The 15,931-nt window shown below is 62.5% G+C and carries 9 protein-coding genes; 7 read left to right on the forward strand and 2 right to left on the reverse strand.

What is annotated here, in order from left to right; genetic code table 11:
• Window positions 1–244 precede the first annotated feature (244 nt).
• Window positions 245–490 (reverse strand): hypothetical protein, encoded by a 246-nt coding sequence (locus ASF25_RS23665; protein WP_244473027.1) that lies wholly within the window; start codon window positions 488–490, stop codon window positions 245–247.
• A gap of 297 nt (window positions 491–787) precedes the next feature.
• Between ASF25_RS23665 and ASF25_RS23670 the strand changes: the two genes are divergently transcribed.
• The 7 genes from ASF25_RS23670 to ASF25_RS14505 all read left to right on the forward strand — a co-directional run bounded on the left by ASF25_RS23670 (window position 788) and on the right by ASF25_RS14505 (window position 15,054).
• Window positions 788–1,258 (forward strand): DUF559 domain-containing protein, encoded by a 471-nt coding sequence (locus ASF25_RS23670; protein WP_244473028.1) that lies wholly within the window; start codon window positions 788–790, stop codon window positions 1,256–1,258.
• Between the two features lie 3 nt (window positions 1,259–1,261).
• Window positions 1,262–1,969, forward strand: a complete 708-nt coding sequence (locus tag ASF25_RS14480; RefSeq protein ID WP_056305430.1) for a hypothetical protein — start codon at window positions 1,262–1,264, stop codon at window positions 1,967–1,969.
• On the forward strand, window positions 1,966–5,193 hold the full coding sequence (locus tag ASF25_RS14485) for a DUF87 domain-containing protein (protein ID WP_244473029.1): 3,228 nt from the start codon (window positions 1,966–1,968) through the stop codon (window positions 5,191–5,193). Before ASF25_RS14480 ends, ASF25_RS14485 begins: the two co-directional genes overlap by 4 nt.
• A gap of 24 nt (window positions 5,194–5,217) precedes the next feature.
• A complete protein-coding gene (locus tag ASF25_RS22030) occupies window positions 5,218–6,960 on the forward strand; it encodes a DUF262 domain-containing protein (RefSeq protein ID WP_082502746.1) in 1,743 nt (580 codons plus the stop codon).
• Window positions 6,961–7,069: 109 nt separating this feature from the next.
• On the forward strand, window positions 7,070–7,435 hold the full coding sequence (locus ASF25_RS23675) for an alpha-amylase family glycosyl hydrolase (RefSeq protein ID WP_056305434.1): 366 nt from the start codon (window positions 7,070–7,072) through the stop codon (window positions 7,433–7,435).
• A 570-nt stretch (window positions 7,436–8,005) separates the two neighbouring features.
• Entirely contained in the window at window positions 8,006–11,524 is a 3,519-nt protein-coding gene (locus ASF25_RS14495; protein WP_348271332.1) for a DEAD/DEAH box helicase, read from the forward strand.
• Window positions 11,525–13,011: 1,487 nt separating this feature from the next.
• Window positions 13,012–15,054: a M23 family metallopeptidase gene (locus ASF25_RS14505; RefSeq protein ID WP_244473030.1), complete on the forward strand. Its 2,043-nt coding sequence runs from the start codon at window positions 13,012–13,014 to the stop codon at window positions 15,052–15,054.
• Window positions 15,055–15,556: 502 nt separating this feature from the next.
• On the opposite strand, the gene ASF25_RS14510 is transcribed toward ASF25_RS14505, so the two are convergent.
• On the reverse strand, window positions 15,557–15,931 hold a 375-nt coding region (locus tag ASF25_RS14510; protein WP_162239268.1), incomplete at its 5' end, for a transposase.

Raw genomic sequence — 15,931 nt, forward strand, 5'->3', positions numbered from 1 at the left:
GCGCTCGCCCGACCAGCTCCGCCGGCCAAGCTACCCGTGGCGGAGCGGCCAACCGTGCACTAACTTTATCCTCGGACCACCTCGTGGGGGCCGATCAGCCTGAACCACGATCTTCGTCGGCGATCAGTCCTTTGCGACGAAATCGCACCATGTCGGTCTGTGCTCGGCCGTGCCGAATCGTTATGATCGGATTTGTGAAAACCGGATCAGGCCGATACCGCGACCCTCCCATTTGACTTCGCATTTAGATCCGACGGCTCCGGCATGGCCGCAGATTGACGTAGGTGCGCTCGTTCAACGTATCGTCGGCATGGCGTCTGGTGAGCGGCTGACGATCATCGGCGTTGATCGCGATGGCGTCGGCGAAATCCTTGCGGATGGACTTGAGCGCAAACGGGGTGCGCTTCTCGTCACGTGCCGTGGATTCACCTCGACGCTGGGGATCCTCGAACGACTTCTCGATGATCTCGCCGATCTCGCCCTTGCCCACTGGCCTCACTGGGACGAATCGGACGCATCCCGCACGGCAGAGGAAGCCGGACCTCCGAATGCGAGCCTCTCATCTTTAAGTTCCGATCCCTGGTGGGCGGCGGCAGCCAGGCGCGCTAGCCTCGGCCTATCGCCACGCTTCCATCGGATGGCACGGGAACTCGAGTTCAATTACCTCCTTCGCGCAGTCGGATCTCTCGGCGTTATTCTCGTTTGGGAGGTGGATCCAGCGTCAGGCAAACGAGCGGGTCCGGTAATAGATGCGATTGACTGGTGCGCCCGACATGGCGCAGCAGTCGTGACGACATTGACCGTGCTTCCGCCGGCGGTCGCGCCCTACGACCGCATTCTCTACGGGGCCCTCGAACTGGCATGTCCCCAGGCTACGGTAAGGGAGCGGTTCATCGCCCCAACGCCCGGTGCGCATCACGCCAGCGTGATTGAGCAGCGCGTGGCTGCTGCATTGGCGCAGGATGACGACCTTCGCGGTCTCTTCGTCTGCAATGCGCCGGTGGCAGTCGGCGACTGGGGTGCACGGGTGCGGGTCGATCTACTATGCTCGGCCCACTTGGTCGTCGTGGAACTCGACGGGCCCGAACATCGGGCCGAGCCGAAGTTCGGCGCCGACCGTCACCGCGACTACCAGCTGTTGACGTCCGGCTACCTCATCCTGCGCTTAACCAACGAACAGGTCGCGGCTGACCTTGCTCTATCAATCGAAAAAATTCGCGGCGTCGTCGACCTGCGGCGTCGCAGGCATGAGGGATGACCCATGAGCGAACCCCCAACGTCAAAGCAGGCGTTGATCCTCTGGTGCCTCCTGGGCCGCTCCGGAAGCGCCCTCCAGAGCGTTATCGTGCCAAAGATCGAGAGAGCCGACCGTGAGGCACTCATCGCGGCCCATCTCCTCGAAGCTCATAAGCAGGGCCGTTCACTTCGGCTCACCGTCACCGATGAGGGCTGGAATTGGGCCGGTGCCCATCTGCGCGACCCGCTGCCGCCGAGCCTCCGCGTGCTGCAGGACTGGCTGGAGCTCCTTCACGCGCATCTCGAAGCAAACGCCGCGACGCTCGCCGAGTTCATCGGTCCGATGCGCGCGGAGACGGAACCCGTCCCGGCCTCGAAAGCAAAGGTCCCGGCAAAATCAAGATCGAAAGATCCACCGAACTCCAAGGTGGCGCGCAAGCCGAAATCCGCTTCGGGCCCGGCGCCCGCGCGGATCCGTGAGCGGATCGAAGCGGCATACCTGGCCCTAACGGGCGGCGAGCGGGCCACGGCCGTGCGCTTGAGTGCGCTGCGTGCGCATCTCGCCGACGTCGATCGCGCGACGCTGGACGCGGGTCTAGCCGCGATCCTACGCGGTGATCCCAACGCGCGGCTGAGCCAGTTCAGCGATCCCAAATCCCTAGATGCTGTCGAGCGAGAGGCCGCCTACGCACCGGCCGGCGAGCCCTTCCATATTCTCTGGATTCAATCGTGAGAAACGCCCTTCGTATGAGCGACGCCGCCCGCACGCACGACGCCCTCGACGCCTTGCGGAGTGTCGATTTCGATTGGGTGCGCACCCTCGATAGCATCTGGATCGACGCCGAGCCGACCGGCGGCCCCAACGAGCGGCTCGTTCCCGAGATCGTCGCCGACCTACATCGGAAGGCCCGGCAGCCGGCCGACCGCGCTCCAGGCCAAGTCCTCGTTGGCCAGTCCGGCGTCGGCAAGACCCACCTCGTCGGGCAGCTTCGGCGCGAGGCCTGGGCCACCGGCGCCTGGTTCGTGCCCCTAGACGTGCTCGGACTTACGGATTTCTGGCGCAGTGCAGCCCTGAGCTTCGTCACCGCGCTTCTCCAAACTATGCCGAACGGCCGCCGGCAATCGGATGCCGTGCTGGCCGGGGTCGCGCGCCGCTTCCACGTCGAGGAACAGGTCGAGGCCGCGTTTAATACGCCGAGCATCGACACGCGGCGCATCGTCGACGTGCTCGTGCGGGCTCTGATGAGCGTCGATCCAGGACGCGCGCTCAAGCACCTCGACGTGTTCCGCGCCCTCTGCCTCCTGCGCTCGCAGGATTTCAGCGCCGTCGGCCTCGCCCACGCCTGGCTCCAGGGCTACGAGGCCGATCCGGCGGAGCGCACCGCCCTGGGCTTCAAGACGCCCCCGCCGGCCCCCGTAGAGGTCGTGCGCGGCATGTGCTGGATTATGGCGCTGAGCGGACCGACCCTCGTCGCTGTCGACCAGATCGACGGCATCATCGACACGAGCCGCCTCGCGGGCGGCGACGGCCTCGAACCGGAGACGAGTCTCACGGAAGTGCTCTCGGCAGGGCTGCTCGAGCTCAGCATCGTCTGCGACCGCAGCATGACCGTCGTGACCTGCCTCCAGGAATCCTGGGAGCGCATCAAGACGCGCGGCCTCCAGCCAATGCGCGAGCGCTTCGGCGAACCCAGGGGCCTCGTCGGCATGAACGAGCGGTCCGCCGCCGCGGCGCTCGTCGCCGGGCGGCTAGCGCCGGCCTACGCGGAGGCTGGCTTCGCACCGCCCACCAGAACCTGGCCGTTCAGCGATGAGGCGATTGCGGATGCAGCGGCCTTCGGGATGATGCCCCGCACCTTGCTGATGCGCTGCGATGCCTTTCGGCGCCACTGCCTCGCGACGGAGACGGTCGGACCCTGCACCTCACTCCTCGACCCGTCGGGGCAGTCTCCCATCGCGATCCCGGACTCGGAGTTCGACCTCGCTGCGGCCCGCCGGGCGGCCGACATCACGGGCATCCACAGCGTCGAGGATGGATGGCTTGGCCGACTCCTGTGCGACGCCTTCGACATCTACGCCCTGGAGGACGATCCCGACGATACCCTCGACGTGGCGAGCAAGGGCGAGCCCGACCAGAAGATCCCGCCCCTGCACGGCCGCCTGACCTTCATCCACCGCGACGAGAACGACCGCGAGCGTCACGTTTGCTACCGGGCGCTCCAGCACCAGAACGCCATCGCCTTCCAGGCCCGGCTCCGTGCGGCGCTCACGGCTTCGGGCATCTCGGCACGCATCCCCGACCGCGCCCTGCTCCTCGTTCGGCGCGGGCCCATGCCGGGCGGTGCAAAGACGAAGGCGCTCTTCGACGCCTTCTCGGCGGCGGGCGGCCAGTTGATCGATCCCACGGACGACGACCTGCGCACGTTTGTGGCCCTGCGCGACCTGCGAGCGCGGGCGCAAGCCGAAGGCATGTCCGATCGCTTCGAGCGCTGGCTTCGGGCGGAGCAGCCGCTTCTGTCAACCGCCTTCTTCAAGGATGCACGTCTTGCCCATGCGCCCCGCGCCAGCGAGACAACCCCGGTGGATCAGCCGCCTGTCGTTCCAGAGAAGCCAGCACCCTCACCAAATCAACCATCCGCGCCGCCCATTGAGACGCGTTCGTCCAACACGCCGAGCGTTCCCCGGGGCGAGCTGATGACGCCGCCAGAGGTAATTCTGGTCGGCCACCGCCTCACGCCCGAGGCGCCTCCCGTCACCCTGCCGACTCGCCTGCTAATGCGCCACACTGCGATCATAGCGGGCTCTGGGTCGGGCAAGACGGTGCTGCTGCGCCGCCTCGTGGAGGAGGCGGCGCTGGCGGGCATTCCGGCCATCGTGATCGACCCCAACAACGACCTCGCGCGCCTCGGCGATGCCTGGCCTGAGCGGCCGGAGGGCTTCTCACAGGACGACCAGGCCAAGGCAGCTCACTATCGCGCGGCGGTCGAGGTGATCGTGTGGACGCCTGGCGTGCATGCCGGCAATCCGCTGTTCCTTTCCGTGCTGCCCGACTTCGCCGAGGTCGGGGGCGACCGAGACGAGCGCCAGCAGGCTATCGAGATGGCGGTCGAGACTCTCGGGCCGTTGGCCGGCGCCAAGAACCGTCTACAGCTTGGGGTGCTTGCCGACGCGCTGCGGCGCTTCGCAGAAGGGGGTGGGGGCGACCTCGCCGCCTTCATGGATCTGCTCGCGGACCTACCGGACGGGATCAGCCAGATCGGCAGCGCCCCGAAGCACGCCCAGGCTATGGCGGACCAACTCCATGCGGCCATCGCAACGAACCCCCTCCTGCGCGTCGATGGCACGGTTCTCGACCCGCGCCAGCTGTTTACCGGACGCGATCCGGGACGCACGCGCATCTCGGTGATCAACCTGTCTGGTCTCGCTTCGGAAGCGGCCCGCGAGGATTTTGTGAACCGTCTCCAGATGATGCTGTTCGGCTGGATTAAGAAGAACCCGTCGCCGCGCGGCAGGCTCTACGTGATGGACGAGGCACAAAGCTTCCTGCCAGCACAGCGAACCTCGCCGAGCCTCGGCAGCGGGATCAAGTTGGTTGCGCAGGGTCGCAAGTATGGCCTCGGGATGATCGTCGCGACCCAGGTTCCGAAGGGCATCCACAACCAGGTTGTCTCGAACTGCACGACACAGTTTTTCGGTCGTCAGAGCGCGCCCGCGACCATCGCGGCGGCCCAAGAAATTCTTGCAGCGAGCGGAGGCAGCGGCGGCGACATCGGCAAGCTCAAGGCAGGCGAGTTCTACTTTGCCACTGAGGGGTCGGGGCGCCCGTCGAAGCTACGGACACCGCTCTGCCTGAGCTACCACCCAGCCAACCCGCCCACCCCAGAGCAGGTTGTACAAAAGGCTCAGCAATCCGCAGTCGTAAACAAATTCGGACCAGCGCCCACACGGTTGACATAAGCTAGGCCTTTACGCGAAGCTTTCTTGCAATCACACACCAGAGATAAAAACTTGTCCTCAATTTTTGCACTGATCAACGATATCGAAGCTGGGGATGTTGTTCTTCCGGCGATACAGCGCGATTTTGTCTGGGATACTGGACGAATCGAGAAGCTATTCGATTCACTTATGCGCGGCTATCCCGTCGGGATTGTGCTTCTGTGGGAAACTTATGAGAGCATTCAGTATAGGAGATTTGTTAAAGATTACCGATCCGAAGACCTCCCGATATACAAAGAAAATACCGACAAAAAGAGGATACGGTATGTCTTGGACGGTCAACAGAGATTAACTTCGATAAATATTGCCTTAAACGGGACACACGAAGGGAAAGAGTTTTATATCAACTTATTAAGTGGACTGGAGACAGACGATACAAGTGAAGAAAAATATCACTTCAAGTTTTCCTCCTTGAAAGAGATTCAGGATGAAAATGCCTTATATCTTGACGTAGACTCACAGGGCGACTCAGAGGACAAGCCAGAATACTGGTTTTCTTTGCCTAAATTATTGAAAATGCCGCCAATCGATGCATTAAAAATGAAATCTGACATCTCGGCCTCTTTAGGTCTTACTGACTCCGCCAAATTGAAACTTGACGAAAATATATCTCAGGTCAGATTCGTTTTTAACGAAAGTTCAGAGTGCCTGAAAACTCAAACCATCGACGCCAGTCTCCCAGCAGACTACAAGTCGCGAAAAACCGTATTCGATATATTAGAAATATTTGTTCGAATTAATAGCCAAGGGGTTCGACTCAGCCGATCTGACTTGATCGTAAGTATGCTCCGATTGTATTGGCCGGACGTAAGTAGTTTGCTCCCAAAGTTCATTGAAGAAATAAATAAGGGGTCAGACCTAAAAATTGACACTGACTTTGTAATAAGATGTCTTTTCTCTACATCCGGACTAGGCACAAGGCTCGATTTCGACTTATTGAGAAAAAAAGCCAATGTCGATTTGATTCGGCAGGCCTATGATCAATGCTTAGATGCCATTCGTTCTACAGTAGATTTTGTAAGAATTGATTGCAAGATTGATTCAGGTCGAATGATTGGAGGCCTGAACACTCTAATACCTTTTGTGCATTTTCTATATTTTAAGAAGACTAAAGCATTTAAAGCTGGAGACTCAAACGCTCGAAAAGCTTTATATTTGTTTGCTTTTTCAAAGATATTTACGCAACATTCTGACAGCAGGACTGGAGCTTTCATTCGAGACTTTATGAGCGAACCAGCGACGGACTTCCCAATGGCAGGAGCCGCAGCTTTCATAACGTGGAAAACAGGGTTTGATTGCGTGGACGACAATTTAATAGGTAACAATTCAGAGCTTGCTCTAAGCTTACTGCAAGGCAGGAACGGCGGAAAGGTTTTTTACAGCAAAAATTTACCGGAAATAGATCATATTTTCCCCCGTTCCACTATGGAAGAAAAATACGATAGTATTTTAGTTAATAATATAGGCAATCTGTGGATACTTCAGCAGCTCGCAAATAGAAATAAGTCAGCAAAAGATCCAAAAATCTTCTTGGCTGCCGTAGACAAAGGGCTCCTACTAAATGCATTAATCGATATAGATACGCTCGATAAGCGCAAATTTCGAAGCTTTGTCGACACTCGTCGAACAAAGATTGTAGATCTCGTTTGCAAAATGACGGGCCTTGCGGATGCTGATGTTAAATCGGCGTTTTCGAACGAAGAAGGCGAAGACGAGGATGAAGACTAAGTTGTGAATTTATAACGGGATTTGGATCGGGAACGAGATCGTCGGCATTTTCTCTGGAAGGAGATGTCGATGGCTCGATTTAACTGTCGGATGCAGATACGCCGCCATCGTGCGCAACATCGGCTTGGATGCGGTGGCCCAGTATGAGCTCTGTGAATCCATCTGGAGCGCGCTTAACGATCGCAACCTGTTCGAACTCGCCCACGTGCTCGACCTCCACAACGGCTTTCTCGATACGTTCGTGCCGCTTACCGTCATCGGCAACCACAAAGTCAAGCGAATCGTCAGCCGTCTCGCGGATGAGCGCCAGTTCCCCCATACCGTCGCGATCCTGCTCGTCTTCGGCGGCACGCTTTGGATCTATGCGGGCGACGAGCAAGCCTTCCTCGGCTCGAAGATGGATCGCATCGACGGGGACGATGCGATCCGGCCGGTTTCCCCCAGAACACGAGCCCATTTCGCTCCTTACGGCTAGCGAACTACCGGCTGCATCAAACGCTGATCGCCCTGCGCCGCCGCCATGCCCGGCTTCACCGCGTCCGCACGCGAACGCTTCACCTGACGAACGCCCAGCTCGTGCTGTAGGTTGGCGCTGGATCGCGGCACCTTCTCCTTGCCCTGAACCTCGCTGAGGACGCTGTGCTCCCCCCAGCGCCAAATGCGAGCCTCGTCGAGGCCGGGGAGGCTGTCTTAGTGAAAGCAGGAACGCAGGATGCGCTGGTAAGTCTCGAACCAAATAAGTAGGTCGTCTTGACCGTCTGAAGCCTTCAGACGAGGGATGCCGAGCGTCAGATTAATGACTGCATTCGACGCGCTCGTGGCGGCACGCAGACTGCAGTAAGTTAGCTGATGGCCAGGCAGTCGTAGCAATTAGTGGCGAAATAGGATTTTCGCGAACTGTTCGTCTATCAATTAAAGCTATTTCACCCACTCCTGCAATGGGAACCCTAGATCGTAGTGCGGCTGAGCGTAGCAGTCTTGTGGGACCAGATTCTAGCGGAAAACCCAACTGTCGATTCTAAGGAGCCGACCGGCGTGACACTGATTGACAGAGGCCCTCCTGCTCCAATCGAATAACTTTACCCTCAGCATTAAAGAAGGCTCTGCAGACGATCTTATGGAGCGCTACAGCGAGAAAGACATCCTCACCGAAGTTGGACAGAAAGCCTTCGAGGCTGCTCGGCAGTATGTGCGTGACGGTCGGGTTGTCGCCTTCGACCAGGACGATGAGCTCGTGTTCGGGCAGGTTCTCGGCACTGCCCGTCGGCCCTACGAGCAGACGATCGAACTTGAGGGCATTCGCGGTGATGTCGGCATCGCTGGAGAATGCACCTGTCCCGTCGGCTTCAACTGCAAGCATGTTGCGGCTGTGCTCCTCTTTGGGCTTCAGTCGGCAAACCGCCTCACTCGTCCGTCGGCGGAGGACCGCCTTGCCCGGCTCCTCTACGCGCCGGCACAGCGTTCCGGGGCATCGTCTGCCCATAACGTGAACACCGTGCCGGGCCTGGCTGCATGGCTTGAGGATCTCGACCGGGCTCAAGCCATGGCCGAGGAGAGCTATCCCAGCAGCATCGCGCAACGCCTCATCTATGTTCTCAGCCCGATTCCGTTCGGTAAAGGTGTTCCACGGCTCGGCGTCCAACCCATCTCTGCGCGCCTGCTCAAGGACGGCCGCTTCTCAAGGAACAACCGCCCTTACGAGGCTAGCGCGGCCCTGTCTGGAGCTCCCGCCAAGTTCCTGAGGCCCTCGGATCTCAAGATCCTTCGTGCGGTGACGTTACTCCGACGCGACTACGGAGCTGGGGCTTCCATCAGCTTCGCTGGCGACGGCGGTGCCGCGATCCTCGCCGAAGTTCTTGCCACCGGGCGAGCACGCTGGCTCGGACTCGATGGGCCGGTCCTCTCAGTGGGCCCACCACAATCCGGCCGAATCGTTTGGCGAACGGCCGGCGAGGCTGCGCTGGTGCCAGGGCTCGAACTTGACGGCCGGGGCATCGTTCTCAGCGCTACGCCACCGGTCTATGTCGATCCCGAGCAGGGTCTCATCGGAGTCATCGAGACGAGCCATCCGCCGCGTATCGCAGCAACACTGCTGGCTGCTCCGGAAGTGCCAGGCGCAGCAGTGGAGGCGTTCAACGCCGCTCTGACAAAGCGTGCACCCAGTCTTGCCGCTTTGGCGGTGCCCGAACCGAAGCGGGAACGTTTGGCAGGCGTAACACCTAAACCAGTTCTGAGTCTGTTCGCCGCTGATCTACCGCCCGAGTCAGCCTCACCATACGGCTACAACGGCTACGGCACACCGCCTGCTCCCGAACGGGTCGGGCTGGGCCGCCTCTCCTTCCGATACGGTTCTGTCACAATTCCTCTTAGAGAAGCCAAGCCCGTGGTGACGCGGCTGACGGGCGGACGCTTGATCGAGCTTCATCGTGATGCGGAGGCGGAGCGCCGTGCCATTGCGAGCCTGCTGGCCAACGATTTCGTCCCGTTGCCTGAGCGTCGCGCTCGGGTTCCGGCCACGCATGCGCATGACTTCGTCCCTGAAGGAGACGAGCTCGCTTGGCTCGACGCTCAGTTCCACATCCTGCCCCAGCTTCGGGCGGATGGCTGGGAGATCGAATTCTCCGACGACTTCCCGGGACGCCTGCTACGTGTCGGCGACAGCTTCGAGGCGGAGGTCCACGAGGGTTCGGGCATCGATTGGCTCGAGCTCCACCTCGGCGTCATTGTCGACGGCGAGCGGATCGACTTGATCGGTCCGATCGTGGCGATGATTGCCGCTCCAGGCTTCGATCTTGAGATGCTGGAAAGCGCGGCGGAGGACGACGAGGCCTCTTATCTGCCGTTGAGCGATGGGCGCGTTCTCGCCTTTCCGGCGGCGCGGCTCAAGACGATCGTGGCCGCGATCCACGATCTCGCCCTTGGCAACGGGGCGGAAGAGGGTCGCCTACGCCTCAGCCGTGCCGATGCAGCCGGTCTCGCGGCCTTCGAGGCGGCGATGCCGGATACAATCTGGCGCGGCGGCGAGCGCGTGCGCGAGATGGGGAGACGGCTCGGAGCGACTGGCGGGATACCGCCAGCCGTCCTTCCGCCGAGCTTTCGCGCTACGCTGCGGCCATACCAGCACGAGGGCGTATCGTGGCTCGCCTTTCTTCGCGATGTCGGTTTCGGCGGCGTGCTCGCGGATGACATGGGTCTTGGCAAGACGGTGCAGGCTCTCGCTCTGCTGGCCATCGAAAAGGCGCAGGGTCGGCTCGACGGTCCAGCCCTGGTAGTCGCTCCGACCAGCCTGATGGCGAACTGGCGCCGAGAGGCAGAGCGCTTCGCGCCTGACCTGCGCGTTCTGACTCTTCACGGGCATGATCGCGCGGATCGGTTCGGCACGATCCCCGACAGCGATCTCGTGCTGACGACCTATCCGTTGATCGCCCGCGACCACGCTGTGTTGGCAACCCGGACTTGGCCGCTGCTGCTTCTCGATGAAGCGCAGACGATCAAGAACCCGGATGCCGCGACGACGAAGCTGCTGCTCGGGATCGAGGCGCACCACCGTATCTGTCTGACTGGCACTCCGCTGGAGAACAACCTCGACGAGCTGTGGTCACTTTTCGCTTTCGCCTGTCCCGGCCTTCTCGGTGACCGCAAGAGCTTCGCGAAGGTCTGGCGTGGCCCGATTGAGAAGCAGGGCGATCGCGAGCGAAGCCGACTGTTGGCTCGGCGCGTGAAGCCGTTCCTGCTGCGCCGGACCAAGGCGGAGGTCGCCCGCGAGTTGCCGCCGAAGACCGAGATCGTCGAGCGCATCGATCTCCAGGGTTCGCAGCGCGACGTCTACGAGGGATTCCGCCTCTCCATGCACGCGCGCGTCAGCGCCGCGATTGCAGAGCGGGGTTTTGCCCGCAGCCGGATCATCATCCTCGACGCTCTGTTGAAGCTGCGCCAAGCCTGCTGCGACCCGCGCCTTCTGAAGCAGGCCGACGCGAGCAGCAAGGACAAGTCTCAATCGACGAGACGGACTACGGCCCGCAAGCCGACGATCCGGTCGAGCGATGCCGGGTCGGCCAAGCTTGATCGGCTGGAGGAGATGCTGGTCGAGCTGCTCGCGGAGGGACGCCGCATCCTCGTCTTCTCGCAGTTCACCTCGATGCTGCGCCTGATTCAGGAGCGGCTCACGAGGCGAGCCATCGCCTATGCACTCCTAACAGGAGCTACCCGCGACCGGGAGGCGGCGATCCTGCAATTCGAGAATGGCGATGCCAGCGTCTTCCTGGTCAGCTTGAAGGCCGGAGGGACGGGGCTGAACTTGATCGCCGCCGACACCGTGATCCTCTACGATCCCTGGTGGAACCCCGCAGTGGAGGATCAGGCCGTCGATCGTGCCTACCGGATCGGGCAGACCAAGCCGGTGTTCGTGCACAAGCTCGTGGCAAGTGGGACGATCGAGGAAAAGATGGAGATCCTGAAGGAGCGTAAAAGCGCGCTCGCTCAGTCCCTCTTTGATCCTGATGGCACACCAACTCTCGCGATGACGCAGGCCGATCTCGAACTTTCGCTGGCACCTGACTATTAAGTCAGCAATGCGATGCAGATAAGGCCACCCGGCGCGGTTTTTTCGTTCGCCAAGGGCCCGAACTGAAAGTTCGCGAGGACAAAAGGCACCCCCTACGCGGCTGCGCAAAATTTCTAGGACTTCGTGTTGATTAATGAGTCAAGAGTTTATGCCGTCGTTAAGCAGGCTTTAGCTACGGTTCACAACCCGAATTATAGCTTTCAAACGACTGAAGATGTAATTCCGAGCAGCGCAGATTTCTCTAATCTCGCCTACAGCCAGCGCACTATGGGACGTGCCGCTTGGCTTCCGCTCGTGTGATGCCAGCCGTCCGAGCGCCGTCGCCGAGACGTATATCGAAGGCATCTTCCGCGCCCCGATGTGACCCTTTTGCGCCGCGACGGGCTTCCCGGCGTAATGTGTGCGCACGCTAGGATGCTAAGTTATTGTAGGGATTGGAGGCACTTAGCATGTGGGAGCGCCGGGTCCTCCACCTTCGGAGGGCAACGCTCTATCCAGCTGAGCTACGGGTGCTGACCGCGGCGAAGATCTAGCCCATGGCGCCGTCGGGTGCAACGGGTGTGTGAGCAGGGAAAGGCCGGCCCGGTTCGCGGCCCCGGTGGGAGATCGACAGCGCCTCGCCGAATGCGCAAGCCCTGGCGGTCCAACGCCGAGCCGCCATTGCGACGAACCCGCTCCTGCCGGCCGACGGTACCGCCTTCGGCCAAAGGCAATTGTTTTCCGGCCCCGACCCTGCACGCACGCGCGTTTCGTCGAGCAACCTGTCGGCGCCTCGCTTGGGCGGCCTCGGGCGAGGATTTCGTCAACCGCCTCCAGATCGCGCTGTTCGACTGGATCGAGTCGAATGCCCCGCTGCACGGCCGCCTCTACGTCATGGCCGAGGCACGGAGCCACCTCCCGGGTCAGCACGACTACGAAGCCCAAAAAGCTCCGCCAAGCCCAGAAAGCTCCGCCGAGCCTCGACAGCGGGGGCGAGTTCGTGGCGCAGGGCTGCAGGGACGGCCTCGGGGCGACCGTCGAGACCTGAGTTTCCAAAGGAAACCACGCCCAGGTCGTCTCAAACCGCACGAGGCAACTCTTCCAGCACACGGTTGCGCCTGGCACCATCGCGGCCGCCCAGGAAATTCCGGGTGCGAGCGGGGGGAACGGCGGCCAATTCGGCAAGCTCAGGGTCGGCGAGTTCCACTACGCCAGCGGGGGTGCGGGAAGCGCGACAAGGCGGAGCACGCCACTGTGCTGGAATCGTCATCCCGCGAATCCTCCGACGCCCGAACAGGTCGCCGCGACGGCGCGACGGGCCCGGTTGGCCCCTGAACCGTGAAGGATCGCAGGCACGGGTGTGGGCGAGGGGCGATCGCGCCGTGCGGTCGCCCCTCGCCTCACTCTCGACATGCTGACCTTCGACATCCTAGACCCGCCGGGCAAGGGCGCCCCCAGTTCGCCCGGCAGTGTCGCAAGGGTTCTTCGTGAAGCGCGGTCGCCTCAAGATCGGCCATCCGGCCCCGACCCAGGATGCGCGTGCGACTCCGCGCTCCCAGAACGGGATCGAACCGCCCCTCGACCTGCTCGGGCCCGATGCACCGCGGATCGACCGACGCGAGGTCAATCTGCGCTGGCTCTGCGCCAGCACCCTCACGGGCCTGACCGGAGCGGGTCTCATCGGTGCGGCGATCCACGTCTCCTTTCAGAGCGACATCTCCTTCGCGGCGATCCCCGAGCGGGCGGCCGTGGTCGTCCGTCCGGCTCCGAGCGATGACGACATCGCCTTGGCCCGCAAGGGCGACCGCCTCGTGCGCAACCTGATGATCGCCTCGGCCAAGCAGAGTTTTCGGGCGCCCGTCACCGTGCGGCTCGCCGACCGGGAGATCATCAAGGTCCGCCCCTTCGTCCGGGTCACCACGGCCCTATCCATGACGACGGGCGTGTTCGCGGCCGAGATGCCCCGCTTCGATCCGATGAAGTTCACCTCCGACGAACCGGCGGAGCGTGCCGCCGATCCCGGCCTCGCCGAGGGGCCGGGCGGCGAGGTGTCGGTGGTCAAGCAGGACTTGGTCGGCCTCGCCGTCGATCCCGGCGCACCTGCCCTCACGGACGACGATGTCGTCGCGCAGGTCGAAGAGGAGCGCCGCCTCACCACCGAGGCCGGCCGGCGCAGTGCCGTGCCGGTGGCGCCGCAGATCATGCTGTCGCGCACCCTGCAGCAGGGTGGGGTCACGCCTGATTTCGATGGGCCGGCCGCACCCGTCGGGAAAAGTCCGTTCCAGTCCATCGACGTGCTCGTGGTGCCCGAGAACGTGACGAAGCTCGCCAAGGTCGGACTGCGGGCCGGCGACGTGTCACTCGTCGACGAGCGCGACCTCGCGCTCAAGCGTGGCGAGACCCTGGACATGGTCCTGCGTGCGACGGGGCAGGCCAGCGAGGAGCAGATCCGCGGCATCGTCTCGGCCCTGGGCGGGCGCGGACGCATCGCCGAACTCACCGAGGGGCAGCAGTTCCGCCTGCAGATCGCGCCCGGCCCGAAGCCCGGCGATCCAAGGCAGGTGACGCGGCTCATCCTTTACGGAGAGGGTGGCATCGAGGGCATCGCGGCCATCAACGATCGGGGCGCCTTCGTGTCGGTCGCCCCGCCCACGGACGGGGCGCCGGCCGCGAAGGCCTCCGGCAAGACCGAGACGGCGGCGGAGGACGAGGAGGAGGACGGCGGCTCGGGGCCGAGGCTCTACCAGAGCCTCTACGAGACGGCGGCCCGGCACGACTTGCCGCGCACCACCGTCGAGGATCTCGTGCGGATCTTCGGCTACGATGTCGATTTCCAGCGCCGAATCTCGCCGGGCGACGCCCTCGACGTGTTCTACACCTTCGACGAGGAGACGGGACAGACCGCGTCGGAGCGACCGGACCTTCTCTACGCGTCGCTCAACCTCGGTGGCGAACCGCGCAAGGTCTACCGGTTCCAGTCACCCGACGACGGCACCATCGACTACCTCGACGAACAGGGGCGGTCGCTCAAGAAGTTCCTCATCCGCAAACCCATCGCCGACGGCATCATGCGGTCGGGCTTCGGCTACCGGCGCCACCCAGTGCTCGGCTACGCCAAGCTCCACACCGGCGTCGATTGGTCCAACCCCATCGGCACACCCATCGTCGCGGCGGGCAACGGGACCGTGATCAAGGCCGATTGGGATTCGGGCTATGGACGGCGGGTCGAGGTCCAGCACATCAACGGCTACGTCACCACCTACAACCACATGTCTCGCTTCGCCCGCGGGGTCACGGCCGGCGCCAAGGTGCGGCAGGGGCAGGTGATCGGCTATGTCGGGTCCACCGGCCTGTCGACGGGCGCCCACCTCCATTACGAGGTGATCATCAACGGTCACTTCGTCGACCCCATGAAGATCCGCGTTCCCCGTGGACGCGAGCTCGACGGCCGAATGCTGGCGGAGTTCACCCGTCAACGGGAGCAGATCGAGGGCGTGATGCAGAAATCGCGCTCCGCGACCGCGATGGCGCAGCGCGACCCCGTCCGCTGAGCGGTTTCACGGTGCCCGTGCGACGTCGCGAGACGTATCCTCGAGGCTGTCATGGAGCGGTGAAGATGGGAATCCAGACGAAGGAGGCGTGACCGCTTCGCACGCCGCTCGCCCGTCCGACGTTTCCGAGGAGGAATGGGCCGCTGGTCGCTCCCGACCCGACGCTGCTGCGCGAGGATGCGGGGCAGCGTGAGTGCAGTCTCGCGAGGTGTTCGACGGACCGCGCTACGTCGTGAGGACGAGCGGCTGTTGCGGTGGACGCCCAACGACTTCCCGCCCTGGGAAGCCGTCTATCAGCAGGCCCGGCGCTGGCGCACGGCTGGGTGCTTCGAGCGACTCATCGACGATCTGCGGTCGCTTCGAATAGCCCACCATTCGGCCCCGTTCTGATGCCGTCAGAGGATCGCCGAGAGCGTGCGTTGCAGGTCCTGCGGCGGTGTCTTCGCCTTTCGCCGGCACTGGCCTTCCCCCTGAAAAGTGGCTCTTCGCCAAGTTTAGTGGATCAGGCTGCGAGGAGGAACCGTCGTCGTAGGAGGTCGAGATTGGCGCGACCGTACATGGCGCGCTTCAAGAGCTTGAGACGCGTGATCTGGCCTTCGGCTTGTCCACTGCTCCAAGGCAGTGTCAGCGCGGACCGAACAGCATCTCTATCCTGACCGAGGCTAGCAGCGAAGCTTTCGACGATCCGGACACCGCAGGTTTGCGCTTCGCCCAGCCATTGATCGAACGCCGTGACATCTGATTTTTCTGACGGCTGCTGGCCACAGCGGCTCCGGAAGATTCGGCAGAACCGGCGGCCGAGATCGACCACCTTGGCCGCCTCGGTATCCTGCAGGACGCGCGAGACGACCGCGGCCGCCTCAGGGCCGAGGTCTTC

This window comes from Methylobacterium sp. Leaf100 (assembly GCF_001422845.1).
Classification (GTDB): Bacteria; Pseudomonadota; Alphaproteobacteria; order Rhizobiales; family Beijerinckiaceae; genus Methylobacterium.